20 protein-coding genes are annotated in these 25234 nt (G+C 62.3%); 9 read left to right on the top strand and 11 right to left on the bottom strand.

The features are described from left to right. The first annotated feature begins 1 nt into the window (after nucleotide 1). A complete protein-coding gene (locus tag AAHB08_RS07570; RefSeq protein ID WP_342058591.1) occupies nucleotides 2-1243 on the top strand; it encodes an ammonium transporter in 1242 nt (413 codons plus the stop codon). 62 nt (nucleotides 1244-1305) lie between these two features. Here the strand turns inward: AAHB08_RS07570 and AAHB08_RS07565 are convergent, their stop codons facing one another. From AAHB08_RS07565 to AAHB08_RS07555, 3 genes are all read right to left on the bottom strand, one after another. Further along, nucleotides 1306-2274 (bottom strand): helix-turn-helix domain-containing protein, encoded by a 969-nt coding sequence (locus AAHB08_RS07565; protein ID WP_342058590.1) that lies wholly within the window; start codon nucleotides 2272-2274, stop codon nucleotides 1306-1308. Nucleotides 2275-2674: 400 nt separating this feature from the next. Beyond that, nucleotides 2675-3856 (bottom strand): SGNH/GDSL hydrolase family protein, encoded by a 1182-nt coding sequence (locus AAHB08_RS07560; RefSeq protein ID WP_342058589.1) that lies wholly within the window; start codon nucleotides 3854-3856, stop codon nucleotides 2675-2677. Nucleotides 3857-3885: 29 nt separating this feature from the next. Next, on the bottom strand, nucleotides 3886-4494 hold the full coding sequence (locus AAHB08_RS07555) for a TetR/AcrR family transcriptional regulator (RefSeq protein WP_342058588.1): 609 nt from the start codon (nucleotides 4492-4494) through the stop codon (nucleotides 3886-3888). A gap of 211 nt (nucleotides 4495-4705) precedes the next feature. On the opposite strand from AAHB08_RS07555, the gene AAHB08_RS07550 reads away from it, so the two are divergent. Both AAHB08_RS07550 and AAHB08_RS07545 read left to right on the top strand, forming a co-directional pair. Further along, nucleotides 4706-5668, top strand: a complete 963-nt coding sequence (locus AAHB08_RS07550) for an alpha/beta fold hydrolase (RefSeq protein ID WP_342058587.1) — start codon at nucleotides 4706-4708, stop codon at nucleotides 5666-5668. Between the two features lie 265 nt (nucleotides 5669-5933). Continuing rightward, nucleotides 5934-6332 carry a VOC family protein gene (locus AAHB08_RS07545; RefSeq protein WP_342058586.1) on the top strand — a complete coding sequence of 133 codons (399 nt, stop codon included), beginning with the start codon at nucleotides 5934-5936 and terminating at the stop codon, nucleotides 6330-6332. 327 nt (nucleotides 6333-6659) lie between these two features. Here AAHB08_RS07545 and AAHB08_RS07540 read toward each other — a convergent pair whose 3' ends face one another. The 7 genes from AAHB08_RS07540 to AAHB08_RS07510 all read right to left on the bottom strand — a co-directional run bounded on the left by AAHB08_RS07540 (nucleotide 6660) and on the right by AAHB08_RS07510 (nucleotide 18266). Then, nucleotides 6660-7412, bottom strand: a complete 753-nt coding sequence (locus AAHB08_RS07540) for a hypothetical protein (protein WP_342058585.1) — start codon at nucleotides 7410-7412, stop codon at nucleotides 6660-6662. 88 nt (nucleotides 7413-7500) lie between these two features. After that, nucleotides 7501-9540, bottom strand: a complete 2040-nt coding sequence (recD, locus tag AAHB08_RS07535; protein ID WP_342058584.1) for an exodeoxyribonuclease V subunit alpha — start codon at nucleotides 9538-9540, stop codon at nucleotides 7501-7503. A gap of 8 nt (nucleotides 9541-9548) precedes the next feature. After that, the gene (recB, locus tag AAHB08_RS07530; RefSeq protein WP_342058583.1) at nucleotides 9549-13157 is read right to left on the bottom strand and encodes an exodeoxyribonuclease V subunit beta; all 3609 of its coding nucleotides are present in this window, start codon (nucleotides 13155-13157) and stop codon (nucleotides 9549-9551) included. Further along, nucleotides 13157-16507 (bottom strand): exodeoxyribonuclease V subunit gamma, encoded by a 3351-nt coding sequence (gene recC, locus AAHB08_RS07525; protein WP_342058582.1) that lies wholly within the window; start codon nucleotides 16505-16507, stop codon nucleotides 13157-13159. The genes recB and recC overlap by 1 nt, the downstream gene beginning before the upstream one ends. 229 nt (nucleotides 16508-16736) lie before the next feature. Further along, nucleotides 16737-17129 (bottom strand): DoxX family protein, encoded by a 393-nt coding sequence (locus AAHB08_RS07520; RefSeq protein ID WP_106885601.1) that lies wholly within the window; start codon nucleotides 17127-17129, stop codon nucleotides 16737-16739. Nucleotides 17130-17214: 85 nt separating this feature from the next. Further along, the gene (locus tag AAHB08_RS07515; protein ID WP_342058581.1) at nucleotides 17215-17901 is read right to left on the bottom strand and encodes a pirin family protein; all 687 of its coding nucleotides are present in this window, start codon (nucleotides 17899-17901) and stop codon (nucleotides 17215-17217) included. Between the two features lie 32 nt (nucleotides 17902-17933). Further along, complete coding sequence (locus AAHB08_RS07510; protein WP_202047548.1) at nucleotides 17934-18266, bottom strand: hypothetical protein; 333 nt, start codon at nucleotides 18264-18266, stop codon at nucleotides 17934-17936. Nucleotides 18267-18523: 257 nt separating this feature from the next. Between AAHB08_RS07510 and AAHB08_RS07505 the strand changes: the two genes are divergently transcribed. Further along, complete coding sequence (locus tag AAHB08_RS07505) at nucleotides 18524-19438, top strand: LysR family transcriptional regulator (RefSeq protein ID WP_342058580.1); 915 nt, start codon at nucleotides 18524-18526, stop codon at nucleotides 19436-19438. 436 nt (nucleotides 19439-19874) lie between these two features. Next, entirely contained in the window at nucleotides 19875-20639 is a 765-nt protein-coding gene (locus tag AAHB08_RS07500) for a helix-turn-helix domain-containing protein (RefSeq protein ID WP_005330085.1), read from the top strand. Between the two features lie 45 nt (nucleotides 20640-20684). On the opposite strand, the gene AAHB08_RS07495 is transcribed toward AAHB08_RS07500, so the two are convergent. Beyond that, nucleotides 20685-21497, bottom strand: a complete 813-nt coding sequence (locus tag AAHB08_RS07495) for a UTRA domain-containing protein (protein WP_342058579.1) — start codon at nucleotides 21495-21497, stop codon at nucleotides 20685-20687. A 182-nt stretch (nucleotides 21498-21679) separates the two neighbouring features. Here AAHB08_RS07495 and AAHB08_RS07490 point away from each other — a divergent pair, with 182 nt between their 5' ends. From AAHB08_RS07490 to AAHB08_RS07475, 4 genes are read left to right on the top strand one after another with little or no spacing between them, the layout of a single operon-like run. Then, nucleotides 21680-22726, top strand: coding sequence for an ABC transporter substrate-binding protein (locus AAHB08_RS07490; protein ID WP_342058578.1), 1047 nt, complete (start codon nucleotides 21680-21682; stop codon nucleotides 22724-22726). Nucleotides 22727-22735: 9 nt separating this feature from the next. Continuing rightward, nucleotides 22736-23569 (top strand): alkaline phosphatase family protein, encoded by an 834-nt coding sequence (locus tag AAHB08_RS07485; RefSeq protein WP_342058577.1) that lies wholly within the window; start codon nucleotides 22736-22738, stop codon nucleotides 23567-23569. Beyond that, nucleotides 23569-24465, top strand: coding sequence for an ABC transporter permease (locus AAHB08_RS07480; RefSeq protein ID WP_342058576.1), 897 nt, complete (start codon nucleotides 23569-23571; stop codon nucleotides 24463-24465). Before AAHB08_RS07485 ends, AAHB08_RS07480 begins: the two co-directional genes overlap by 1 nt. Next, complete coding sequence (locus tag AAHB08_RS07475) at nucleotides 24458-25234, top strand: ABC transporter permease (protein WP_342058575.1); 777 nt, start codon at nucleotides 24458-24460, stop codon at nucleotides 25232-25234. The genes AAHB08_RS07480 and AAHB08_RS07475 overlap by 8 nt, the downstream gene beginning before the upstream one ends.

Genomic DNA, 25234 nt, shown 5'->3' with positions numbered 1-25234 from the left:
CATGGAAGAGTTGATCACATCCGTCAGCGAGTTGCGTTATGCACTCGACACCTTCTACCTGCTGATCTCCGGCGTGCTGGTCATGTGGATGGCCGCCGGGTTCGCCATGCTGGAGGCGGGCCTGGTCCGCGCCAAGAACACCACCGAGATCCTGACCAAGAACATCCTGCTCTATGCCATCGCCTGCGTCATGTACCTTCTGGTCGGCTACAACATCATGTACGTGGACAACGGCGCCGGCGGCTGGCTGCCGAGCTTTGGCAGCCTGATGGGCAGCCAGGCGGACGACGCGGGCCATTCCCTGCACGCCGACTTCTTCTTCCAGGTGGTGTTCGTGGCCACCGCCACCTCCATCATCTCGGGGGCGGTGGCCGAGCGGATGAAGCTCTGGTCCTTCCTGCTGTTCTGCGTGGTGATGACCGGCTTCATCTATCCCATCGAGGGCTACTGGAGCTGGGGTGGCGGCTTCCTGAAAGAGGCGGGCTTCTCCGACTTCGCGGGCTCCGGCATAGTCCACCTGGCGGGCGCCGCCGCGGCCCTGGCCGCCGTGCTGCTGCTCGGCCCCCGTCGTGGCAAATATGGCAAGCAGGGGGAGATCCACCCCATCCCCGGCTCCAACCTGCCGCTCGCGACCCTGGGCACCCTGATCCTCTGGATGGGCTGGTTCGGCTTCAACGGCGGCTCCCAGCTGGCGCTCTCCAGCGCCGCTGACGCCACCGCCATCGGCACCGTCTTCGTCAACACCAATGCCGCCGCGGCGGCCGGTGTGGTTGGCGCCCTGCTGGTCAGCAAGCTCACCTGGGGCAAGGCGGATCTCACCATGATCCTCAACGGCGCCCTCGGTGGCCTGGTCGCCATCACCGCCGACCCGGCCTCCCCCAGCCCGCTGTTCGCCAGCCTGATCGGCGCCCTGGCCGGTGCCCTGGTGGTCTACGCCATCGTCGCCTTCGACCGCCTGAAGATCGACGATCCGGTCGGTGCCATCTCGGTACACGGGGTCTGCGGCCTGTTCGGCCTGATGGTGGTGCCCTTCTCCAACGCGAGCGCCACCTTCGGCGCCCAGTTGCTCGGTGCCGCCGTCATCTTCGGCTGGGTCTTTGCCGTCTCTCTGGTCGTCTGGAGCCTGCTCAAGGCCACCATGGGCCTGCGGGTGAGCGAAGAGGAAGAGATGCTGGGCGTGGATCTCCACGAGTGCGGCGTCGATGCCTACCCCGAGTTCGTCAGCATCAAATCCAGCACCTGACACCGCCAGTGGCGTGCGGGGCACGGGGGAGACCTCGGGCCCCGCTCTTTTTTGGGGCGCCCTCAGCACCCCTTGAAGGCGGGGTGATGCAACCGGCGATAGTGGCTCGGGGCCAAGCCGTGCTGGCGCTTGAAGGCGGTGGAGAAGTGGTATTCGTTCTTGAAGCCGCACTGGGCGGCCAGCAGCTTCACCGAATCGGCCCGGCTCGCCAGCAGGAGCGCAGCCCGCTGCAGCCGCAGCCGTTGCAGCAGCGCCATGGGGGCCAGCGCGAAGTGCTGCTGACAGAGCCGATAAAGCTGGCGCTCCGAGAGGTGCAGGGCGGCGGCCATCCGCCCTATGTCCCAGCACTCGGTCAGGGTTTCCTTGAGCAGCAGCTCCAGGCGCAGGGCCAGCCGCTCGCCGCGACTCTGCCCCTCCCCCTTCTGCAGCAGGCGGCGCAGGTAGAAACCGAGCTGCTCCACCAAGAGCGCACTGAGCAGCGGGTCCTGATGACGCTCCTGCTCCGCATGGAGGTTCTCAATGGTACGAAGCAGGGTCCCCTGCTGGGAGGTACAGCCCAGACGAGGGCGGCTCGCAAAGGCATCCCAGGGGGAGCCCTTGTGCAGCAGCAGCCACACCAGATCCCAATCTCCCCCAGCCGTCGGTTGCGGCTGCTCCGGCGCTGGCCACTGCGTCTCCGGTAGCTGCGTCTCTGACCATCGCATCTCTGGCAATCGCGTCTCTGGCAATCGATAGCAGAGCGCCTCCCCCGCCGGGATCAGCGCCCACTTCCCTACTGGCAGCCGCTCGAAGCGATCGCCGATCAGCACCTCCCCCTCGCCCCCCAGGGTCAGCAGGAAGCAGTGCACGTCCGCCAGGCGGCGCTCGATGCGATAGCGGGTGCGCAGGCGGGAGTAGCCCGCCAGCCAGACCCGCTCCTGCGCAAGGGCGGGCAGCAGGCTGTCGCAGCAGATCTGCTCGCGGCAGTCGAGGGAGACGTCGATAAGCTCGGGGTTGGCAGTGTCGGACATCATCAGGACGGGCTCAGCCATGTCGAAGGGGAAGGCCCCAGCATAACATCAAGGGCGCCTAGTCATAGGAGAGCAGCCATGCACCTCCATCACGTCGCCATCCGGGCGCAGGATCCGGAGCCGCTCAAGGCATTCCACTGCCCCCTGTTTGGCGGGCAGACCAATGGGCGCGACCACAAGCCAAGCCGTTCAGCTCCGACTTCGCACGCCTCGAGGGGGCGCCAGTCTGGAGCCGGTACACTGCCTCAGCGGCTGGCGGCGCAGCCGAAATGAAGGTCACTGCCTGGCCAGATCGTCGATCCCCGGATCAACTTCCGGCCAGCAGCATATAAACATGAGGCAGACGATGAATATGAGGGGTTGTTGTTGAGTGAATCGCCCCGCAACATGGCGGGGCGCTTGGGGTCGCCGGGGAAAGCCGTCAATCAGCCCGGATAACGGCCAGCGGCACTGACCGTGCGACCCGCAGATGTCCTTCAAGATTGAGATGGAGGTGATCCCCGACATCGTAGTGCGCGCCGAGCCGCGACATGCACTCCGGATCCCGCACCAGCAGGTCGCTGTCAATCACCGCATCAAATTCCCCGCTGGTGCGCATCCAGTGATTCACTGCCTGCCGGACAACCTCTTTTTCAGGCTGATAGAAGCGCTCAATACCATACTCACCGGCTCCCCGCAGCGGCACCAGGGTGACGCCTGTCATGCGGATATGGTATTCCCGCGCCCTCTTCAGTAATTGCCGATAGCCGTTGATCAGCACCGTTGCCGCCGGCACCGGACTATCCGGATCCAGTGCCGTGCCCGCCAACCCGATATCATTCAGCCCGACCTGCACGATACAGCCGGTGACACCGGGTTGCTGCAGCACATCACGCTCGAAACGCGACAGGCTGGCGATGCCGACGCCGTCTTTCAGCAACCGGGAACCCGACTGCCCGGCATTCACCACCGCGATATTGTCGGCAACAAGGCGCTCTGCCAAAAAATCTGTCCAACGGCCATAGGTGTCCATCTCCACGCCGTTGCCATCCACCATAGAATCACCGATGACGACCAGAGCGCGGCACGCGGATCCCGGCTGAACCTGGACGCTTTCAACCAGCAAACGGGAGCTGATTCTCTGACCGTCGCCGGCCTCTTCCCTGACGGCCCGATTACCCGGCTCAAGCAACGAAATATGACGGGCATCCCAGTGGAAGGTATCGACCGGAATCGGTTCCGGCAGATAGGTCCGCAGAGTGATCACCGATAGCGAGGGAATATCCAGTGGAATTTCATCACTGCACAGAGTCCCCCCCGCTGGAATTGTCGCGCCGGCTTGCCCATTAAAGGTGACAGCCAGTGCGCCGCACAGATCAGGCACGGAAATATGGCTCTCGCCTATGACCATCGGCTGGGCGCCATAACGATTGGAAAAGATCAGCCGCAGCTTTTGGCCGCCCAGGCTGATGCGCAGTGACTGCCGGAGTGTCTGATCCCCATCAATGACCGCTATATCCGATGGAAACGGAAACGCCTCTCCCGAGGCAGGCTGGGAGCTGGAAAGCCAGGTGCATATCCACTCCTCGCACACTGGCGAGGCTGAAGACACTGAATATGACATCAGAAATTCTCCTGAAAGAAACAACCGAGTTATTGCGCGCCCGGCGGGGCCGTCATGACATCGAAGCCTTGCATGGCGATATCCGTCATTGCCAGCAGACGCGCCCGACTGACGCCATCCCGGGCCTGGATGGAGATCCCGTGAAACACGGTCGCCACATAATCCCCGAGCCCCTGTATATCGGTGTTTTCCGGCAGTTCACCGGACTGAACGCCCTGCCGGATGCGCTCAATGATGCCCTCTATCCGCTCCCGGCGGTAACCGGCCAGCCATGCCATGATCTCTTCGTTATCACGGCCATAGTTGGTCAGCGACAGGACCACCATGCAGCCGTGAGGCCTATCGTCACGGGTGTAGGCTTCGACCGCGTTCACCAGCAGTTGCCTGACAGCCTGGCGGGTGCCCGGCTGTGACAGGGCGGCGTCAGCAAAAGCCCCCTCTTCGGCCAGATAAAGCGCTATCGCCTCACGGAAAAGATTTTCCTTTGAGCCGAAGGCGGCATAAATCCGTGCAGACGCAATCCCCAGTGCAGCCACCAGATCAGACAGGGAAGTCCCTTGATAGCCACGCTGCCAGAACACCTCTTTTGCTATGCGCAACGCCTCTTCACGATCAAATTCTCTTGGTCTGCCAGCCATAACACACTCTCCGCATCTGTCATTTCAGGCCAAGGCTACCAGTTCATTGTCGACTAACAAAGAATTATTTTTTGGTGATTGACAAAGATTGAGACGCCCTCTTACCCTATTCGCTGTTGATCGACAAATAATAGCCACCACCCCAGCTTACAGACGCCTTGTCTATGGCCTTCTGCGGGGATTTTTTATAGATAATTAAAACGGAAAGGGTATGAACACATTCTTCAGAGTATCTCTGGCGGCAGTCATGCTGCTCACATTGCAGGGCACTGCGGTCGCGGCAAATACACAACGCCCGGCAGTGACGTCAGTAACAACACAGGTCAATGAGGCCGGCTTTCAGCATCACTATGTCAAGGTGGCGGGGCAGAAGATCCATTATGTGACGGCGGGAAAGGGGGAGCCCGTGTTGCTGATCCCGGGCTGGCCGCAAACCTGGTATGCCTGGCGTCATGTGATGACCGGACTCGCCGCCGAAGGCTATATGGCGATAGCGGTTGATCCGCCGGGAACCGGTTATTCCGATCGGCCGAGCACGGGTTACGATACCGGGGCTGTGGCGACCACATTGCACAATATGATGAATCAGCTCGGTCATAAGCAATATTCGGTTGTCGGTCACGACATCGGCATGTGGGTGGGTTATGCCCTGGCCAGTGACTATCCCGCAGACATCAAGAAAATCGCATTGACCGAAGCGGTTATTCCGGGCCTGGCGCCGGCACCGTCCATCTTCGTCGATCCCCAGGACAATATTTTCCTCTGGCACTTCATGTTTAATCAGGTACAGGACTTGCCGGAAATGCTGACGGCTGGCAAAGAGCGGGACTATCTGAATTTCATTTTTGACCACTGGTCCTATCGTCGTGATCGCGTCGCCGCACAAACCTATATAGATGCTTATTCCTCCCCTGGCGGATTGCGGGCAGGCTTCGCGTATTACCGGGCGATTCCGCAAACCATTGCACAAAATAAACAGCGGGGAGAGAAAAAACTGCTGATGCCGGTGCTGGCAATAGGTGCGGATCATGCCACCCGTGACGCCCCCCAGCAGACGATGCAGGGACGAGCGGTGAATTTGCAGGGCGCCATGCTCGGTGAATGCGGCCACTTCGTCACGGAGGAGTGCCCGGAACAGCTGATGACGGTATTGCTGCCGTTTTTGAGAAAATAAGTCCGCGCTCTTTTGCGGGTGATATCAAGACAGGCCCCCGACTCGGGGGCCTTCTTCTTTATGCCCGACATAAGCAGCTCGCGAGCCTTGGTTTCACACCGGCTCAGCGTGGCGCAGTTGGCTCTTGGCACTCACCCGATCTCGGTTGCGCCGCAATCGACTGAAGATGATTGGCAGTTTCAGACATCATCAGGACGGGCTCAGCCATGTCGAAGGGGCAGGCCCCGGCATAGCATTGGGGGTATCAACTCACAGGAGACCAGCCATGCATATCCATCACGTCGCCATCTGGGCGCAGGATCTGGAGGCACTCAAGGCATTCTACTGCACCCTGTTTGGCGGGCAGGCCAATGAGCGCTACCACAACCCGACCAAACAGTTTTCCTCCTACTTCGTGCGCTTCGAGGGGGGCGCCAGTCTGGAGCTGATGCACACTCCCACCCTGTTTCCGGCAGATCTCAGTCTGCCGCACCCATTGCAGGGGCTGGCCCACCTCGCCTTCTCCCTCGGCAGCGTGGAGGCCGTGGACAAGATGACCGCCCGCCTCAAGCTGCTGAAAAGCGCCGAGGTGAAACACCTGGACGGCCCCCGCTGGACCGGCGACGGCTATTACGAGAGCACCTTCCTGGATCCCGAAGGCAACCGGCTGGAGCTGACCATCTAATGGCTAAATGATCCCCTCACCCTGCCCTCTCCCAAAGGGAGAGGGAATAAAGCAATACCGGAAATATGATCGCCAGCCATGCCGATTCGGTTAACCGCAATACCATCAGCCACGTAGGTTCGATTAGCGAAGCGTAATCGGACAGCGGTGACGGCATTACACCCTTTTCCCCTTGCGGGAGAAGGGCTGGGGATGAGGGGGAGGAAAAAAGAGATTACGCGGTAAACGTTTGGCTTCGCTACGCTCAGCACCAACCTACCCAATCGGTAGGTTGGTGCTGAGCCTGTGAAGCCCAACATACGAGATAAACTACAAGCAATGAAAAAATCAGAATGGAATATCATCATCCCATAAATAGAATTTATTTCTAACGTCTAATATTTCATTTCTAATTTTTTCTATTTCATCAACCTTATTATTGCTTAGGATTTTATTTTCTATTGAGTTCAATAGTTTATCAAGGTTTGTCACAACCTTCCTAATATAATCTCGCTGTTCTGAATCCTGTGCAGACAAGTTTTTATTGGCATCTTCCAATTGTCCAATAGATAGACTCATTTTATTGTTTTCAGAACGAAACTCCTTCGATTTAAGTTCGAAATCAGAAAGCAACTTTGAATATTTCCCCTTAAGACTTATTATTTCACGGATGAGTTCTAATTTTTGCTCTGCCCATAAATCTAGTTCCTTGTCCTTTAACTTAACAACATATTCATCTGTTGACTCAATTTTTGCACTCACTGTTTCCTTTCTCCTAAGAAAGGCATCTTTCTGTGCTTTATTGCTATTTTCATCTCTTACTTTATCAATGCAATTATCATGTATAAAACTGTAGACCGCATTTAAAATAGGAAGTATTACTAAATACCCAATAGATACTAAAAATGGAATTACCAGGTCGTCTGTAAAGACCCAGCTTTTATTCTTTATAATGTCAAGCTTTCCTTGGTTGCCTTCCAATATAAACCTAGCCACCCCATTTATATTCAAAAACATCCAAGACAAGACGAAAGCACCGATAATAGGATTATTTAGTCTAGATGTGGCATTATCTTTCAATGACTTAAGTAAATCCTTCATCCATAACCTCTATTCAGAATCGATTTATGATAATACGTAGCAAACTTCTTTCCCCATGGAGGTAAATCCTTTACCACCGTCCAATCGCTCACTCCCCCAACCTCTCCGCCAATCCGGAATACCGCTCGGTCTTTTTACGCACCGCCTGTGCCAGCAGGGCGCGATCGCCGTAGAGATCGAGGCGGGCCTTGGCACGGGTGATGCCGGTATAGACCAGCTCTCGGGTCAGGAGCGGGCTGGGGCTGTCCGGCAGCACCAGCACGGTATGGGCAAACTCCGAGCCCTGGGATTTGTGGATGGTCATGGCGTAGACCGTCTCATGGGGCGGCAACCGGCTGGGCAAGAGGGCCCGCAGGGTGCCGTCCGGCTGCTCGAACCATACCTTGAGGCGGCCGGTTTCGTCCGGCAGGCAGAGCCCCATGTCGCCGTTGTAGAGGCCGATGCCGTGATCGTTGCGCACCACCATCACAGGGCGGCCCGCATACCAGTCGCCGTCGCGGGCGATGAGGCCAGCCCTGGACAGGGCCAGTTCGAGGCGCTCGTTGAGCCCCTCGACGCCGAAGGGGCCGTCCCGCAGGGCACAGAGGATCTGGAAGCCGTTGAACGCCTTGAACACGGCGGTGGGTTCCTCCCCCGCGCGGGCCGCCTTCAGATAGCTGCCGTAACCGGCGACCCCCTCTGCAATCAGCTCGTCGTAGGCCTCCCCAGCCCAGGGATGCAGGCTAATGTCCTTGAATCCTGCACTCCAGACAGCTTCCACCGCCGCGGCATCGCCGCCGTTGCAGGCCCGTGCCAGCTGACCAATGCCCGAATGCCGATCGAAGCGCCAGCTCTTGGCCAGCAAACAGAGGCTGTCGCGCACCGGTGCACCTGCAGGCGTGCCCTGCAGGCGGTAGCCGGTCTGACGGGAGAGCCACTGCGCCTGCGCCGGGCTGATGCCCTGTTCGATAAAGCTGCAGATATCCCCGAGCACGGCCCCCGCCTCCACCGAGGCGAGCTGATCCTTGTCGCCGAGCAGGATGAGGCGGGCGTGGCTTGGCAGCGCGTCCAGCAGGCGCGCCATCATGGGCAGGTCCACCATGGAGGCCTCGTCCACCACCAGCAAGTCGAGGTGCAGCGGGTTGCCCGCGTGGTGGCGGAACTGGCTGCGCCCGGGGATCACCCCGAGCAGCCTGTGCAATGTGCCCGCCTCGGTGGGGATGGCCTGGGCCCACTCCGGGGGCAGATCCAGGGCCTGCAGAGCAGAGCCGATACTCTCGGTGAGGCGCGCTGCCGCCTTGCCGGTGGGGGCCACCAGCCGGATCGCCGGGGCCTTGCCCCCTTGCAGGCCGGTCTCCACCAGGATGGCCAGGAGCTTGGCGACAGTGGTGGTCTTGCCGGTGCCGGGGCCGCCGGAGATGACCGCGAAGGGGCGCGCCGCCGCGGTGGCCGCCGCCAGCTTCTGGCCGTTGCAGCAGAGCGCCTCGGGCACCAACGCATCCAGCTTGCTCAGCTCGCTCGCCGCCTGGGCGCTGGCCAGCAGCCCTTCGATGGCGGGCCAATCCACTTCGTTCGGGAACACCAGATCCAGATACTTCTCGACGAAGTGGCGGGCGGAGAAGTCGGGCGCGAGGCGGGCTTTGAGCAGCGCATCGAACACCAGGCCGTAGTCGCGGGCAAAGAGCCGCGACAGGGCCGGGGCTATCTCCGGCCATTCGGCGCGTTCACTCAAGGCGCGCAGATGGCGGGCCACCCCCAGCTCAAAGTCGTGGTAGCGGGTGAGATAGAGCCGCCCGTGCCACAGCCGCAGCGGCCAGCGCGGGGCGACCCCCTCATGAGCTTCAGAGCCAACCAGCGGGCTGGCCGCAAACAGGGCGGGCCAGCTCGCAGGATCCGCGAGATCCCCCAGCAGATCCCGGCTCTGATCCGGATCCAGCCCGAACGGGCGCAGGGAACCGGCCGTTAGCATTTCAAGGGGCAGGCAGACGTGGCCGCGCCCCAGCTCGAAGCAGGCGAGCGCGGCCCCCAGCACCAGCTCGGGGCCGCCGCCCAGATCGGCCACCAGTTTGGCAAATTGCAGATCCAGCTGGCGGATACGCCCCGCCAGTGCCAGGGCTTTCAGCCGTTCGATCATCCCGTCGCTCTTCATCTCGCCCCTCATGCCTCTGCCTTGTTTGATTTTTCTAAACGATGATCGTCAGGCTCCACACCTTCACTAAACAACTTGTCGAGCCCCAGCACCAGTTCACGGCTCGGGCGGGTATGGAATACCCCCCCCTGCGGCATGCCGCGCAGGAACAGATAGAAAACGCCGCCAAAGTGCCGGTCGAAGTCGTAGCCCGGCAACCGCAGGGCCAGCAGCCGGTGCAGCGCCAGGGAATAGAGCTGGTATTGCAGGTCGTAGCGGTGTTCCGCCATCGCCCGCTCCAGCGCCGGACGGCTGTAATCGGCGGGGCTCATGCCGAGGTGGTTGGATTTGTAGTCGAGCAGATACCAGCGCCCCTGCCACTCGAACACCAGGTCGATAAAGCCCTTGAGCATCCCCTGCACTGTGGCGAAGCCGAGCGGCTTGTTGCCCCGCGACAGGGGGTCGTGCTGCTGGCAGAGCGCGGTCAGCGCCGGTGCCGTCACCCGCCCCATGGGCAGGAAGAACTCCAGCTCCACCTGCTTGCGCTCGGGGGCCAGATCCCGCAGCCGCACCGGATCGCCAAGGCCGGTCTCAAGGGGAGTCTCCAGCACAGCCTCCACCTGCTGTTGCAACACGGGGGCCCAGCTCTCGTCGAAGCCGTCTTGCGCCAGCAGGCCAGCGATATGCTGCGCCAGCGGCTCGCCCGCCGCGCTCTCGAAGTCTATGGTCTCGAACAGACTGTGCAGCAATGTGCCGGGGCGCGCGCCCTTGGGGAAGGTGAAGATGGAGGGCTGGGGCACCTCCTCCGGTTGCTCGGAAGCCAATGCAGCCGCCTCGGTCACTACCTCGTCATCGAAGCCGGGGTTTGCCAGGACCCCCTTGCCGTGGCCGTTCCCCTGGGCCGCCAGCCCGGAGTAGGAGCTGATCCACCAGTCCCGCTCCAGCCGACCGGTAAAGTGGCGCACCTGGGGCTCCCCCAGCTGTTCCTCCTCCGGCGGCAACGGGGCCGGACGGGTGAGCGAGGGCTCACCGACCACCACCCCGGGCAGCGCCTGCGCCAGCTCGGTCAGGGCGGTCGCCAGAGTCTCGGCATCCCCCTCTTCCCCCTTTTGCAGCAGGTAGCCGATGGCGGTCTGGTGCAGCTCTGTCTTCTCCGACTTGCCGTTGCCCGAGCGCACCGGGGCCAGCCCCAGCCAGGTGGCGTAGACACCCCGGGTCAGGGCCACGTAGAGCAGCCGCAAGTCTTCGGCGAGGCGCTCCCTGTCTGCTTCCGCCAGGGACCCCTCGGCGCCGGTTAGATCGAGAATGGTGCGATTGCCCGCCTCGTCCGCCTCGTGATAGAGCGGGGTCTCGGCGGTTCTGTGGCTGCAGATAAAGGGCAGGAACACCAGGGGATACTCCAGCCCCTTGGATTTGTGGATGGTGACGATCTGCACCAGCTTGCGCTCGGATTCGAGGCGAAGTACCTGCTCCGCATCCTGCCCGCCCGGGCGGCTCACCGCCTCCCCCAGCCAGCGCAGCAGGGCATATTCCCCATCCAGCTCGCTGCTCACCTGTTGCAGCAGCTCGCCGAGATGGAGGAAGTTGGTCAGCCGCCGCTCGCCATAGGGGCTCGCCAGCAGGGAGGAGGCGAGATTGCGCCTGTGCAGCAGGGCCCGCAGCATCGCCAGCACGCCGCGGCGATGCCAGATCGATCGGTACTCCATAAACTCCTGCACCGCGCTCTCCCAGGCCCGCTCGTCCGAGGCCAGCGCATCGAGCGCCCTGGCATCCAGATCAAACAGGCCGGTGGCGAGTGCCGCCCTAAGGCTGCGCTCTTCGCTCGGGTTCTGGCAGGCGTGCAAAATCAGCAGGATCTCCCGCGCCTCCACCTGCTCCAGCACGCTCTCGCGGTTCGACAGATAGACGGAGGCGATGGCGAGGCGCGCCAGCTCCTGCTGCACCAGCTTGCCCTCGGCGCCGGTACGCACCAGCACGGCGATATCCCCCGCCTTCACCGCCTTGTCGCCGATCTGCGCCTTGCCCTCGCGGGCCAGGGTCAGCAGGCGGTGGATCTCGGCGGCGGTGGCGCGGGCCATCTTGCTCTGGTAATCCCCCCGGTTGAAGGTGGGCTGGCCGGTCAGCTGCCAGCAGTGGAGCACGGGGGCGGTGGCGCCATCGAGCAGCAGCGCCTTGCTCTTGCCCTGGGCCTCCACCGGCAGGAAGGGGATATCCGCTTCGTAGATAAAGGGATCTTTCGCCCGCTCGAACAGACCGTTGACCGCCCCCACCAGGGCGCCGCTGGAGCGCCAGTTACGCCCCAGGGTGTAGTGGGCGCTCACATTTCGCCTGGCCTGGATGTAGGTGAAGATGTCGGCGCCGCGAAAGCCGTAGATGGCCTGCTTGGGGTCACCGATCATCAAGAGCGCCGTGTCTGTGTGGCCGCCGTAGAGGCGATGGAAGATGCGGTACTGCTGGGGGTCGGTATCCTGAAATTCGTCGATCATCGCCACCCTGTAGGTGGCGCGAATGCGCTCGCAGAGCCGCTCGCCAAGGCTGGAGCCGAGCGCCCCGTCGAGATCTTTGAGCAGGTCATCGAACGAGAGCTGATGGGCCTGCCGCTTGCTGGCCTGCATCCGGCTGCGCACCACCCTGGCCGCCCGTTGCAGGATAAGATCCCGGATACCGGGGCGGCTCGCCAGCAGCTCGTCGATCTGGCTGAACAGCGGCAGGGTCGGTAATGCCTTCCCCTTGCTTAGCTTGGCCTCCAGGGTTTCCTGGCCGAAGCGCTCGAGATCCTTGGGCAGGGTATAACCGCTGGCCGGATCCTGGGCCCAGTCGCCTATCTTGGCAAGCCAGCCTTCGTAGTTCTTGCCGGTATAGAGCTTGATTTGCCCCTCGGTCTGACGGCGGATCTCGTCCGTCTGCGCCAGCCAGGCATCTTTCACCGCCCCGATGCGGGCCATGGCGGCCTGATGGCGGGCGGCCAGGGTTTCGTCACCCAAGGCGGGATGGATCTCCAGCTCGCTGTTGTCGAGCCAGCCGTTCATCTCCCGCAGCAGGGCGGCGGGGCTCGGCCAGAGCGCGCGCACCGAGCTCGCCAGGGTCTTGTCCACCGGATAGAACTCGGCGCGCCAGTAGTCGCTTACCGCCTGCAGCCTGAGCTGGCTGTCGTCGGTCAAAAATTCGGTTTCAAAGAGGGCGCCAGACTCGAAGGCGTTCTGCTTGAGCATCCGCTGGCAGAAGCCGTGGATGGTGAAGACAGCCGCCTCGTCCATCTGGCGCTCGGCAGCCAGCAGGCGGCGGGCCGCCAGCTCGTGATCCTCCACCTCTGCCAGCAACTGGGCCAGCAGGGTGTCACTGCTATGGCCGCGCATAAAGGCGAGGCGCGCCTCGTGGATGCGGCCGCGGATCCGCCCCCGCAGCTCGGCGGTGGCCGCTTCGGTAAAGGTCACCACCAGGATCTCGGTCACCGAGAGGGGCCGCTCGTGGGCGCTGGGCTGACCGGCGTCTTCCCCCTCTTCGATCAGCGGGCCGTGGCCCAGCAGCAGGCGCAGGTAGAGACCGGCTATGGTGTAGGTCTTGCCGGTACCGGCGGAGGCTTCGATCAGTCGTTCACCATGGAGGGGAAAACGCAATGTATTGAGCGGGTTAGCCATTATTTCAGCTCCTCCAGGGTCTTGAGCAGCGGAGTCAGGTGTTCGCGGGCCAGGGCCTGCAACTGGTCCAGCACGGCGTCATCCAGCTCGGGGAAGCAGCGGGCGACATAAGGGTCTTGCCCCTCCCCCGTCACCATGTAGCCGCCGTTGAAGCGGGTGAGGGCCGCCTTGTCGGCCGCCTCAGGCTTGTCCGGATCCTTCTCCATCGCCTTGAGCCAATCCCAGGCGGTATTGGGGAAAAACGGCAGCGGCCGCTTCATCCCCTGGGCCCAGAGCGCCACCAGAGCCGCCAGCCTGGGGCGCGCCTCGTCGGCAGAGAGCGCTGGCAGTCGCAGACTCTGTTTGGCATCGAACAGCAGGGTGTCGCCGGGGGCGCTGCTCAATGAGAGGCAGAGGTGCTGAACCCAGCCCAGCAGCAGATCCTTGCCGTTGAAGCTGCCGGGTTTGACCACCAGCGCTCGCCCCTTCTGGGTGTCGATCCACCCCTGCAGCTGGCCCTGAGTCAGGGAGATATCGATCTCCACCGCCCGTTTTTCTGTCTCATCAGCAGCAACCCAGGGGCGCAACCGATCCGCCAGCTTGCCCATCTCGGCATCCAGATCGTCCAGCAGCAGGCTGCCGAACCACCCTTGGGGCAGCAGGCCGGTGAGCTGCAACCGCTCGCGACGCACTGTACTGTCACCTTCCGCCAGATGAGCGTCGAGCAGCAGATCTTTCAGCTGATAATGTTGCAGGCCGTCCAGCTCGAACGGCTCGCTGTCCTCGATGTTGGCCTCGTTCAGTTCAAACCACACCTTGAGGCGGCGGTTGAGGAAGTACTTGGTGGGTTGCCGATAGAAGCGCAGCAACTCCGCCAGCTCCAGCCCCTGCTCTCTTCCCCATTCCGGAGGTAAAGGCAGCTCGCCGCTCTGGAAGTTGGCGGCGCCGCGCACCGGATTGAGGGCGGGCAGCCAGTCGGCGGCATAGGTGAAGAGGCGCGAACCCGCCTGCGGATAGAAGTAGTTGCGGCTGTAGGGGGTGAGCGGGTGCGCCACCATCAGGTGCTGAAGCAGCCGCCGGCCTGAGGTCTCGTCATCGAGGCTCTCATCCCCCGCCAGCACAAAGCCCTGCCGCACATAGTCGATCAGCTCCGCCAGCAGCACCGAGGGCACCTTGTCGCTGTTGTCCTGGGCGCTGAAGCCCTGATAGCTGATATAGAGCCCCTGCTGGGCGCTCAAGAGTGCCTCGAGGAAGAGGTAGCGGTCATCATCGCGGCGGGAGCGATCTCCGCGCCGCGACGCCACCGCCATCAGATCGAACCCCATGGGGGCCAGGGTGCGCGGGTAGACGCCGTCGTTCATGCCGAGCAGGCAGACCTGCTTGAAGGGGATGGAGCGCATCGGCATCAGGGTGCAGAAGTTGACCTGACCGGCGAGGAAGCGCTGGCTGGAGCGGGACTCTCCCAGCACGCTGCCGAGATAATCCTGCAACAGATCGGCGGTGATGGGCTGCTCGAAGCGGGCCTCGCCGAGCCGGGTCTGCCACTCGGCCAGCTGGCTGCGAATGAGCTGGAGCTGACGCTCTTCCTCCTCGTCGGCCAGATAGAAGCGCTCCAGCAGCGCCAGCAGGCAGGCGTGCCACTCCGTCAGCGGCTGCGCCTGTTGCAAGCGGGGCAGGAATTCGGCCAGCGAGTCGACGAACCAGGCGAGCTTGCCGAGCGCCAGCCCCTGTTGGCCTTCGATATCGGCGTAGGGCAGGATGCCCGCCACCGGCTCGCCATCTCCCATGGCAAAGCCGAGCAGCATGCGGCGCAGGCCAAACAGCCAGCTGTTGCCGGACATGGGCGGCAGATCGAAGCGCTCGGGGTAGCCGTCATCCAGCCCCCAGCGGATGCCGGTCTCCTGCACCCAGACCCGCAGCTGGTTGAACTCGTCGTCATCGAGCTCGAAGCGGCGCAGCACGGCGGGCACCTCGAGAATGGCGAGCAGCTCCCCCGCCCCCAAGCGGGCGTTGGGCAGTCTGAGCAGGGCGAGGAAACTCTGCAGCAGCGGGCTCTCCTGACTCGCCGCCCTATCCGAGACCGCGAAGGGGATCTGGCCCCGCGCGCCAAACACCGCCTGGATGTAGGGGCCGTAGCTGTTCACATCCGGCATCATCACCACCACGTCTTTCGGGGTGAGGGACGGGTCCTGCTCGAACAACGCCAGCAGCCGATCGTGCAGCACCTCGAGCTCGCGCATCGGGCCGTGGCAGGCGTGGATCTGCAAGGATCCATCCGCCGGATCGATCGGGCTCTTGTGATGGCTGCTGTCGAGATCGAACTGACCGGCGCCTCGCTCGGCCAGCTCCAGCACATCCTTCTGGATGGCGCGCAGCAGGCTGACATTGCCCTTGGTATCCACCTCGTCGATGTCGACGAAGGCCTCGATTTGCGGCACCTCCAGCTCCATCAGCTGATGCAGATAGTCGCGCCCCAGCTTGCCCATGGAGGCGAGCAGCGGGTTGGCGGGGCCTTGCAACGTCTCGATGTCGGTACCGGGTTTGAGCTTGTTCTCCAGCCGTGCCAGGGTCTTGCGATCAAGCAGATCCCCCCAGTAGTAGCGGCAGGGGTTGGTGACAAACAGGTGCACCTCCACCTCCGGCCGGCTGCCGAGGGCCAGCAGCGCCTCCACATAGCGCGGCGGCAGCGCCGAGATGCCGAACACGAACACCCGCTGCGGCAGCTTGCCCGGCAGATCCCGGGTGCGCGCCAGCTCGTGGATAAACTCCTCGTAGAGGTTGGCTCTGTGGTAACCGCTCGGAGAGAGCGCCAGGGTGCGGGCCACCAGCTCGCGCCACAGCTCCGGCTGCCAATCCTGACCGCTCACCCCGGCCAGTTCTAACCCCAATCCCTCCCCCTCTTCCCAGCGGGCGATCCAGTCAGGCCGGTAGACCAGATACTGGTCGAACAGATCCGCCACCTTCTGGCAGAGCTGCCAGAGCCGCACTTGCTCGGGATCCCGGGCAGGATCCTCGTCATCCCCACCCAGATAGGCGGCGAGTGGTACGAAGGCGGGGCGATCCAGCAAGGCAGGCAAGATGGTCATCAGCTGCCAGCTCATGGAGCCCTTGTTGTAGGGGCTCTGGCGCGGCACGTCCGCCAGCACCTGGGTGAACATCTCCCAGATAAAGCTGGCGGGCAGCGGAAAGTCGATATTGGCGGCGATGCCGAAGGCCTTGGCCAGCTCCAGCTTGAGCCACTGGGCCATGCCGGGACTCTGCACCAGGATCTGCTCGTGCTCGAAGGGGTGAGAGAGGGGCACCTGCCGGATGCGGCTCACCAGCAGCTCCTTGAGCAGATCCAGCTGATTGGAGTGGTAGAGGGTAAACATGGACGACTCCCGCCAATTTCATGAAGAGGGGTGCGCGCCGGAAAAGGCGAGCCATTTCCGTCACTTCACACGAAATGGGATTGTCGGGGATCGGGGGATAAGATGCAAAAGGCGCTTGCCGCCGCCAGGGGCCTCGTCACAGTACCGGCATTCGCCCCCTGGCGGGCATAAAAAAGCCGGTGCAGCTGCACCGGCCAAAAGGCGTTGGAAAACTTGAACTATCTGGGTATTACCAGCACTTGCCGAGGCGGGCATCCAGGCTGAAGGCGCCAGGACCGGCTGCCGCCAGGGCCAGGAAACCACCGGCCACAGACAGGTTCTTCATGAACATCAGCATCTGCATCTGTTCGGCAGGCTGATAGTGGAAGATGAAGGCGGCCATCAGGGTGAAGCCGGCCAGCAGCACCGAGAGGCTGCGGGTAAAGAGACCCAGCACGATGGCGAGACCGCCACCCAGCTCCAGCAGGATCACCAGGGGCAGCATGAACCCGGGCACGCCCATGGCTTCCATGTAACCCTGGGTACCGGCGTAACCGCCGATCTTGCCCCAGCCTGCCATCACGAACATCAGCGCCAGCAAAATACGACCCGCCAGCAGTGCCACATCTTTCATCTTGTCCATTGTCAGATTCCTTTGATTACCCATCTTGGTAATAAACAGTGTAAGAGCTAATTGTTAACTCATTCATTTCGCCGTGATTTATCTATCAGGGCAGATCAAACAGCAGGGTTTCACTCCCCTCGGAGGCGGTGAGCGTCCAGGACGCCTCATCGCGACTGAGCAGGCCGTCGCCGGGTCGGGCAGCCAGACCGTTGCCAGTCAGCTCCCCTGAAATCATATGCAGGTAACCATGGCGCCCTTGCAATGCCCATTCGAGGGTTTCCCCTGCGGCAAGTTGCAGCCGCCAGATGCGGGCCTGCTGGCGGATCCTGAAGGATCCATCCTCCCCATCCGGTGACGCGACCAGCGTCAGCCCCGGCTGGGTGGTTATCTTCTTCTGCTGATAACCCGGGGTAGTACCGACTTCATTCGGCTCTATCCAGATCTGCAACAGGGAGAGGGGCTCGGTCTGCGAGGGGTTGTACTCGCTGTGCCGGATGCCGGACCCTGCGCTCATCAGCTGGAAATCCCCCGCCGGGATCTGCTCGGCATGGCCGAGGCTGTCCCTGTGCTCTATGGTGCCGCTCAGCACGCAGGTGAGGATCTCCATGTTGGCATGAGGGTGGGTAGCGAAACCGCCACCCGGCGACACCAGATCCTGGTTGATGACCCGCAGGACGGAGTGCCCCATCCAGTCCGGGTCATAGTAGTGACCGAACGAGAAGCTGTGGCGTGCATCCAGCCAGCCGAAGTTGGCATGACCCCGTTCTGCTGCGGCTCTCAATTTCATCATGGTGTGCTCCTCCAATACCTTGAAACGGTTGATTAGCGCTGGCGACCGTCACCCAGACCGAACGGGATGCGGTAGCTGCTGCTCTCGCTGCCCAGGCTGACCGTCAGGTTGCCCTGGGTGCGGCTCGGGATCTTGACCTGCTGGGTGCCCATCAGGCTGGCGTGAACCGATGCCAGCAGATCGCCAGACTCATCGCGCACCTCCAGCATGGGGTTGGACTTGCCAGCCATGGCGGCGGTCGCGTTCCAGTTCACGAACAGCACGCCAGGGGCGGCATTGATGTCGGCCGGTACGGCAGCCTGGGCGAAACCTGCGGTCATCAGGCCTGCAACGGCCAGCATCTTGATTACGTTTTTCATGTTCATTCACTCTCTTGGTTTTTATGTCATTGCCAAGGCCGGTCTGGCCCGAATCAATGCATCCATGCAAGAGGTTATTCAAATAGTGTGTTGTTCTTTCACCTACAGCAGACATCGTTCTGTGTGATGTCTCAGCCTGGAACTACCTTTTATTTGGCCGCCTGGCCTTCCTGCCTAAGCGTTGATTGAATATTAAAGTCACTTGCCCTAAGTTGTTAGCGAGATAATCTGGCAAACATGTTCAAAAAAATTGAAGGTTAGATATGGCCAAGGAATCGAACAAGGAGCGGGCGCTGACCCTGGAGGCGATCCGGGTGCTGGACGCCATAGACCGCCGTGGCAGCTTCGCGGCCGCCGCCGACGAGCTGGGCAAGGTGCCCTCGGCGCTGAGCTACACGGTGCAGAAGCTGGAAGACGAGCTGGACGCCATGCTGTTTGATCGCAGCGGCCACAGAACCAAATTCACCCCCGCCGGGCGCATGCTGCTGGAGCAGGGTCGCCTGCTGCTGGAGGCGGCCGAGCATCTGGTGGGGGAGACCCGGGCCCTGGCTAGGGGCTGGGAGACCGACATCACCATAGCCGTCGATGCCCTGGTGCCGCTGCAGGCGCTCTACCCCCTGGTGGAGCGGCTGGCCGAGCTGACGGATACCCGGCTGCGGTTGCGGGCCGAGGTGCTGGCGGGCAGCTGGGAGTGTCTGGAGGATGGCCGCGCCGACCTGCTCATCTCCTCCCTCAACCCCGACATCACCCTGACCGGCATCAAGTACCAGCCCTTGCAGGAGGAGGTGATGCTCTACGTCGCCCACCCGGCTCACCCCCTGCACGGGGAGCCCGAGCCCCTGGCGGACGAGACCCTGCGCCGCTACCGCGCCATCGCCATCGCCGACACGGCGCGGCGCAAGCCCGCCCTCACCTATCGCCTGCTGGACAAGCAGCCGCGCCTGACCGTCAGCACCATGGGGGAGAAGCGCGATGCCCTGCTGGCGGGGATCGGTGTCGGCACCATGCCCCTGAGCTGGATAGAAGAGGACATCAAGGCGGGCCGCCTCAAGGTGATCGGCCCCGAATATCGCCATCAGGTGCAGGTCGTGCTGGCGTGGCGGCGCGATACCATGGGCAAGGCCAAGAGCTGGCTGGTGCGGGAGATCCCCAAGCTGTTCCCCTGCAAGGGAGAATAATCCCTCGGGAGGGCGGCGCAGGAGGTGCCAAAAAATGCGCCCCTTCCTTGACGGCGGGCTCAAATTCGGAGAAAAGAAAAAAAGCGGACCTCTTGCGAGTTCCGCTCAATGCCAGGAAAGAATAAAACCTTGCGGTTAAAAAAACCCTTAAATTGGAAGCAAACAATCGTTTTCTCAACCAGGAAGGTATTGAATCCGATTCGTGTTGGATTATGTGCGATGTAATATGCATCACCAGCAAAATGTTGGAAGGTTGAAGGATATGCACCACCGAGTGTCATTATCTGCCACCTTGCACCACAACTGGTCAGGCCATTTCAGCCGTTATCACCGGATTACTCTCCTCTGGTTTTTCTAGGTGTCAAAAATTGAGCCCGATACAGATAAATGACTCACTTTCTGGCACGACTAAAAATGCAGATAAAGGAATAGTTGCATGACCTACAGCCAGACCCTGGCCAACCACATTCTCGACACCCTGAAGAAGACCCTGACCGACAAGGGGATCCGCTATCAGACCCTGGCGGAAGCCATGGGGGTCTCCATCGCCACCGTGAAGCGGATGATGAACAAGCCCTCCCTGCCGTTCGATACCCTGCTGGAGATCTGCCACCTGGTGGGGCTCTCGTTCGAGGAGTTGCTGGATCGCACCCAGGACGCCCAGAGCCGCCGCGCCGTCTTCACCCAGGAGCAGGACGAGGCGTTTCACAAGGAGCCGGGGCTCTACGCCTTCCTCGCCAACATCTTCTGGCGCGACAAGACCCTGATCGATCTCAAGCGGGAATACGGCCTGACCGATGCCTCCTGCTACCTCTATCTGCGCAAGCTGGAGAAGCTCGGCATCTTGCAGCTCGGCATCGACAACAGCTACCACTTCCTCATCAGCGAGCGGATCAGCTTCGAGCAGCACAGCCGCTTCGCCCGCCAGCAGGCACGCCAGGCCATGTCGGTGCTGGGGGACTATCTGGTGGAGAACATGCACAAGTCGAACAACTACATGGCGCTGTGCCAGCTCCACCTGGACGAGAGCGAGGCCATGGCCCTGATCGATCGCATGAAGGAGTACTGGCATCAGGAGCTCAAGCTCAACCGCCCCGCCATAGGCCAGCGGGAGGGCAGCAAGACCTACACAATGTCGCTGCAACTGGCGGACTGCGGCTACCAGAGCTTCGACGACCTTATCCCCAATATCGACAACTGATCCCGGCGGATCCTGCGGGATCCGTCCGTTTTCGCTGGCGTTCCGTTATCCCGTGAGTTGAACGGTCTGCGATCTGCCTGTGGCCGGTTGCAGCGCCCGGGTATCCAGACAGATACGGATGGCATCCGGCCGCCAGTGCTCGATATCGCAATCCACCAGCGCCCCCCGCTCGTCATAGTTGACCCGCACCAGCCGCAGCACGGCGCTCCCCTGGGCCAGATTGAGGGCGCGGGCTATCTCTCCCCGCGCCGCCGAGGGGGTGATCTCGAGACTCGCCCCACCCTGGCCTATGCCATAGCGCTGCTGATAGAGCTCGGTGAGGGAGCTCGCCAGCGGTGCGCTGGCGATATCGGGAAAGCGGCTGGCCAGCAGGTGGTGGCTGACGTGGAGCACAGGGCGGCCGTCGATCAGGCGCAGGCGGCGGATCTCGTAGAGCGGGGTGAAGGGTGCCAGCCCCATCCGGCTGCACAGCTCGCTGCTGGCCAGCTCGCCGCCGTGGGCCAGCACCCGGGTTTCGGCCACGCGCTGCTGCTCGCCGATCCACTGGTGAAAGTGGGTGTGGATGGCGGGGTCATAGGTGAGGCGGGGCGGCGCCACGAACCAGCCGCGCCGCTCGGCCCGATAGATAAGGCCATCCGCCTCCAGGCTGGAGAGCGCCTCCTTGATGGTGATGCGGGTGGTGGCGAAGCGCTCGCTCAGGGCCCGTTCGGCGGGCAACTGTTGCCCGGCCCCCAGCTGGCCGCTGCCGATATAGCGGCGCAGGGTCCGGCAAATCTGTTCGCACTTGGAGGGGTTGCGGCCATCGGTCAGCCCCTGTTCACTCAATCGCTCTGTCACTGTCACATCCCTGTCGGTCATTCCGGTGTGCGTCCCCTGGAGTAGACCAGCGGCTGTCGGTCCCGAGTTGTAACCGCTGTGGATGACAGCGCCATGACAGGGCGATTGTCATGAAAACGCCATCAAAGCGCCCCGCCACCGTCACAATTCCCCTCTAGCATCCCTCTCGAACCTTAACTGACCTAGTCCAGAGGGATGGGATGATGAAAAGCGTGATCGCAAGTGCACTGGCCCTGGTGGCCATCAGTCAACCGCTGTTTGCCGCCGAGAACATCGCGGATCTCGAGAAGGCCGCCCGCGGCGAAGGCCAGCTCCACAGCATCGGCATGCCCGACAGCTGGGCCAACTGGAAGGATACCTGGCAGCAGCTCGGCAGCATCTACGGCATCAAGCATCAGGATACCGACATGAGCTCCGCGCAGGAGATCGCCAAGTTCGCCGCCGAGAAGGCCAATGCCACCGCCGACATCGGCGACGTGGGCGGCGCCTTCGGCCCGGTGGCGGTCAAGCAGGGGGTCACCCAGCCCTACAAGCCCTCCACCTGGGCCGATATTCCCAACTGGGCCAAGGATGCGGACGGTCACTGGATGCTGGCCTATACCGGCACCATCGCCTTCCTGATCAACAAGGATCTGGTCAAGGCAGCCCCCACCAGCTGGCAATCCCTGCTGGGTGGCGACTACAAGGTGACCCTGGGTGACGTGGGCGTCGCCTCCCAGGCCAACAACGGCGTGCTGGCGGCGGCCTATGCTACCGGCGGCAGCGAGAAGAACCTCAAGCCTGCGCTGGAGCTGTTCGGCCAGCTGGCCAAGCAGGGTCGTCTCTCCCTGAACGACCCCACCATCGCCAATATCGAGAAGGGCGAGGTGGAAGTGGGGGTGCTGTGGGACTTCAACGCCCTCAACTACCGCGACCAGATCGACCCCAAGAAGTTTGACGTGGTGATCCCGAGCGACGGCTCCGTCATCGCCGGTTACACCACCATCATCAACAAGTGGGCCAAGAACCCCAACGCCGCCAAGCTGGCGCGGGAATACATCCTCTCCGATGCCGGTCAAATCAACCTGGCACGCGGCTACGCCCGCCCGATCCGCAGCAATGTTGCGCTGCCGGACGACGTGAAAGCCAAGCTGCTGCCAGCCGAGCAGTATGCCAATGCCAAGCCGGTTCAGGATCACGCCGCCTGGGAGCAGAGCTCCAAGGCCCTGCCGCGCCAGTGGCAAGAAACCGTCATGATCAACATGCAGTAAGGGAACCCAGTGCAACACAAGGTGATAGTGGTACTTGTGGATGGTCTGGCAGCCGAGGTAGCCCATTGCATGGGCTACCTTTTCGGCATGGTGGAGGCGGGGCGGGGCCTGCATACGACCCTGAATGCTGCCCTGCCCTCTCTCTCCCGGCCCCTCTACGAGTGCATCCTGACCGGCGTGCCGCCGGTGGCGAGCGGCATCACCCACAACGGAGTGAGTCGCCTCAGTCTGCATGAATCCATCTTCCATCTGGCCCGGGCCGCGGGCAAACACACCGCGGCGGCGGCCTATTACTGGGTGAGCGAGCTTTACAACCAGAGCCCCTGGCTGGCGGCTCGCGATCGCTTTACTCACGACGAGCAGCTACCCATTCAGCACGGCTGCTTCTACTGGGATGACAACTATCCCGACAGCCATCTGCTGATGGATGGGGAATGGCTGCGCAGCCAGTACGATCCTGATTTTTTGCTGATCCACCCGATGGGGGTGGACGATGCGGGCCACAAGTTTGGCCTCGATTCCCGCCAGTACCGCAATCAGGCGCGGCGCATGGACAGCCTGCTGGCCGATCTGCTGCCCCAGTGGCTGGCAGAGGGGTATCAGGTGGTGATCACCTCGGATCACGGCATGAACAATGATCTGAGCCACGGCGGCACCCTGCCCGAGGAGCGCGCCGTGCCGCTCTGGCTGTTTGGCGATGCCTTCGTCGAGCGCTGGCCGGATGGGGTGGTGATCGCCCAGACCCAGCTCTGCGCCCTGATGGCGGATCTGCTGGGTATTCCCCACGACAAGCCGGCAGCGCCACAGCTGCTCAAGGCGGCCTTTATGCGCGAGGTGCACTGATGATGCCTGCCACCACAAAGATCCTCGCGGATCAACAGGTGAAGCCACGCCGGGCACGCCGCCACTGGCTGCCGGCCCTGGTGCTGCTGCCCTTTGTCCTCTTGATGATCCTGTTCCAGCTCGCCCCCATGGTGTGGGTGCTGGTGGGCAGCTTTCAGACCCCCGATGGCTGGGGCCTCGACCATTACCGGGAGATTTTGAGTTCCCCCTTCTACCTGCAATCCTTCGGCAATTCTCTGCGTATCGCCGGTATCGCCAGTCTGGCGGGCCTCGCCATCGGCACGTTCGGGGCGGCAGCACTGCGCCACAGCGGCGAGCGGGTCAAGCGGCTGCTGCTGGCCTTTGTCACCATGACCGGCAACTTCAGCGGGGTGCCGCTGGCGTTCGCCTTCATCATAGTGCTCGGCATCAACGGCGCCGTTACCCTGCTGCTCAAATCCTGGGGCCTCATCGACGGCTTCAACCTCTACTCGGGGTCAGGCCTTATCCTCATCTACACCTACTTCCAGATCCCCCTCGCCCTGCTGCTGCTCTACCCGGCGTTCGATGCGCTGCAGGATGAGTGGCCCCAGGCCGCCGCCCTGCTGGGTGCCAGCAAGGGACAGTATGTGTGGCACGTGGCGCTGCCGGTGCTGACGCCTGCGCTGCTCGGCACCCTGATCATCCTGTTTGCCAACGCTGTGGGAGCCTACGCCTCCGCCTACGCCCTCACCACGGGCAACTTCAATCTGGTGACCATACGGGTGGCGAGCCTGGTCTCCGGCGACATTTTCCTGGAGCCCAACCTGGCGGCAGCGCTGGCGGTGATCCTGATGGTGCTGCTGGGGGTGGTGACGGCCGCCAACCAGTGGCTGCTGAAAAAGAGCTATGTGAACAAGGGGCAATCCCATGCATGATTTGACGCCGCGCTGGCCCAAGTGGGTGCTGGGTGGGCTGGTTGCCACCCTGCTGCTGCCGCTGCTGGCTACCTTTCTCTATTCGATCTCCACCCGCTGGGGAGCGACCCTGCTGCCGGATGGCTTCACCCTCGACTGGTATCTCAAGCTGTGGGGCGATCCGCGCTTTCTCGCAGCCTTTGGCCGCAGCCTGCTGGTCTGCTTCTCCACCCTGCTGCTGGGCACGCTAGTGCTGGTGCCCACCGTGCTGGTGGTGGCCTACTACTTCCCCAGGCTGGATCCCTGGATGAACCTCTTGATCCTGCTCCCCTTCGCGGTGCCACCTGTGGTCTCCTCGGTGGGGCTGTTGCAGATCTACGCCGACGGCGTCCTGCCCATTATCGGCACCCCGTGGATCCTGATCGGCACCTGGTTCACAGTGGTGTTGCCCTTCATGTACCGGGCGCTGGCCAACAGCCTGCAGGGGGTAGCGCTGAAGGATCTGATGGATGCCGCCCACCTGCTGGGGGCAAGTAGTCGGCGCGCCTTTCTGCTGGTGGTGATCCCCTGCCTGCGCAAGGGATTGCTGGCCGCGCTGTTTCTCTCCCTCTCCTTCCTGCTCGGCGAGTTCGTGTTCGCCAACATGCTGGTGGGCACCCGTTACGAGACCCTGCAGGTCTACCTCTACAACATGAGGTCCACCTCGGGCCACTTCACCAGCGCCCTGGTGATGAGCTACTTCCTGCTGACCCTGCTGCTCACCTGGGCGGCCAACAGATTTCATCGGTGA

This window comes from Aeromonas sp. OTU364, from assembly GCF_038440395.1.
Classification (GTDB): domain Bacteria; phylum Pseudomonadota; class Gammaproteobacteria; order Enterobacterales; family Aeromonadaceae; genus Aeromonas.
The sequence above is the reverse complement of the archived record's forward strand: the minus strand, read 5'-3'. Positions and strand labels throughout refer to the sequence as shown.

Bases quoted from the DNA above. Each gene is read 5' to 3' on its own strand.
- AAHB08_RS07480 (WP_342058576.1), top strand. From the start codon at position 23,569: ATGATGCCTGCCACCACAAAGATCCTCGCGGATCAACAGGTGAAGCCA.
- recD (WP_342058584.1), bottom strand. From the start codon at position 9,540: ATGAAGAGCGACGGGATGATCGAACGGCTGAAAGCCCTGGCACTGGCG.
- AAHB08_RS07560 (WP_342058589.1), bottom strand. From the start codon at position 3,856: ATGTCATATTCAGTGTCTTCAGCCTCGCCAGTGTGCGAGGAGTGGATA.
- recB (WP_342058583.1), bottom strand. From the start codon at position 13,157: ATGGCTAACCCGCTCAATACATTGCGTTTTCCCCTCCATGGTGAACGA.
- AAHB08_RS07550 (WP_342058587.1), top strand. From the start codon at position 4,706: ATGAACACATTCTTCAGAGTATCTCTGGCGGCAGTCATGCTGCTCACA.
- AAHB08_RS07495 (WP_342058579.1), bottom strand. From the start codon at position 21,497: ATGACCGACAGGGATGTGACAGTGACAGAGCGATTGAGTGAACAGGGG.
- AAHB08_RS07475 (WP_342058575.1), top strand. From the start codon at position 24,458: ATGCATGATTTGACGCCGCGCTGGCCCAAGTGGGTGCTGGGTGGGCTG.
- AAHB08_RS07570 (WP_342058591.1), top strand. From the start codon at position 2: ATGGAAGAGTTGATCACATCCGTCAGCGAGTTGCGTTATGCACTCGAC.
- AAHB08_RS07555 (WP_342058588.1), bottom strand. From the start codon at position 4,494: ATGGCTGGCAGACCAAGAGAATTTGATCGTGAAGAGGCGTTGCGCATA.
- recC (WP_342058582.1), bottom strand. From the start codon at position 16,507: ATGTTTACCCTCTACCACTCCAATCAGCTGGATCTGCTCAAGGAGCTG.
- AAHB08_RS07500 (WP_005330085.1), top strand. From the start codon at position 19,875: ATGACCTACAGCCAGACCCTGGCCAACCACATTCTCGACACCCTGAAG.
- AAHB08_RS07540 (WP_342058585.1), bottom strand. From the start codon at position 7,412: ATGAAGGATTTACTTAAGTCATTGAAAGATAATGCCACATCTAGACTA.
- AAHB08_RS07505 (WP_342058580.1), top strand. From the start codon at position 18,524: ATGGCCAAGGAATCGAACAAGGAGCGGGCGCTGACCCTGGAGGCGATC.
- AAHB08_RS07490 (WP_342058578.1), top strand. From the start codon at position 21,680: ATGAAAAGCGTGATCGCAAGTGCACTGGCCCTGGTGGCCATCAGTCAA.
- AAHB08_RS07515 (WP_342058581.1), bottom strand. From the start codon at position 17,901: ATGATGAAATTGAGAGCCGCAGCAGAACGGGGTCATGCCAACTTCGGC.
- AAHB08_RS07545 (WP_342058586.1), top strand. From the start codon at position 5,934: ATGCATATCCATCACGTCGCCATCTGGGCGCAGGATCTGGAGGCACTC.
- AAHB08_RS07520 (WP_106885601.1), bottom strand. From the start codon at position 17,129: ATGGACAAGATGAAAGATGTGGCACTGCTGGCGGGTCGTATTTTGCTG.
- AAHB08_RS07565 (WP_342058590.1), bottom strand. From the start codon at position 2,274: ATGGCTGAGCCCGTCCTGATGATGTCCGACACTGCCAACCCCGAGCTT.
- AAHB08_RS07510 (WP_202047548.1), bottom strand. From the start codon at position 18,266: ATGAACATGAAAAACGTAATCAAGATGCTGGCCGTTGCAGGCCTGATG.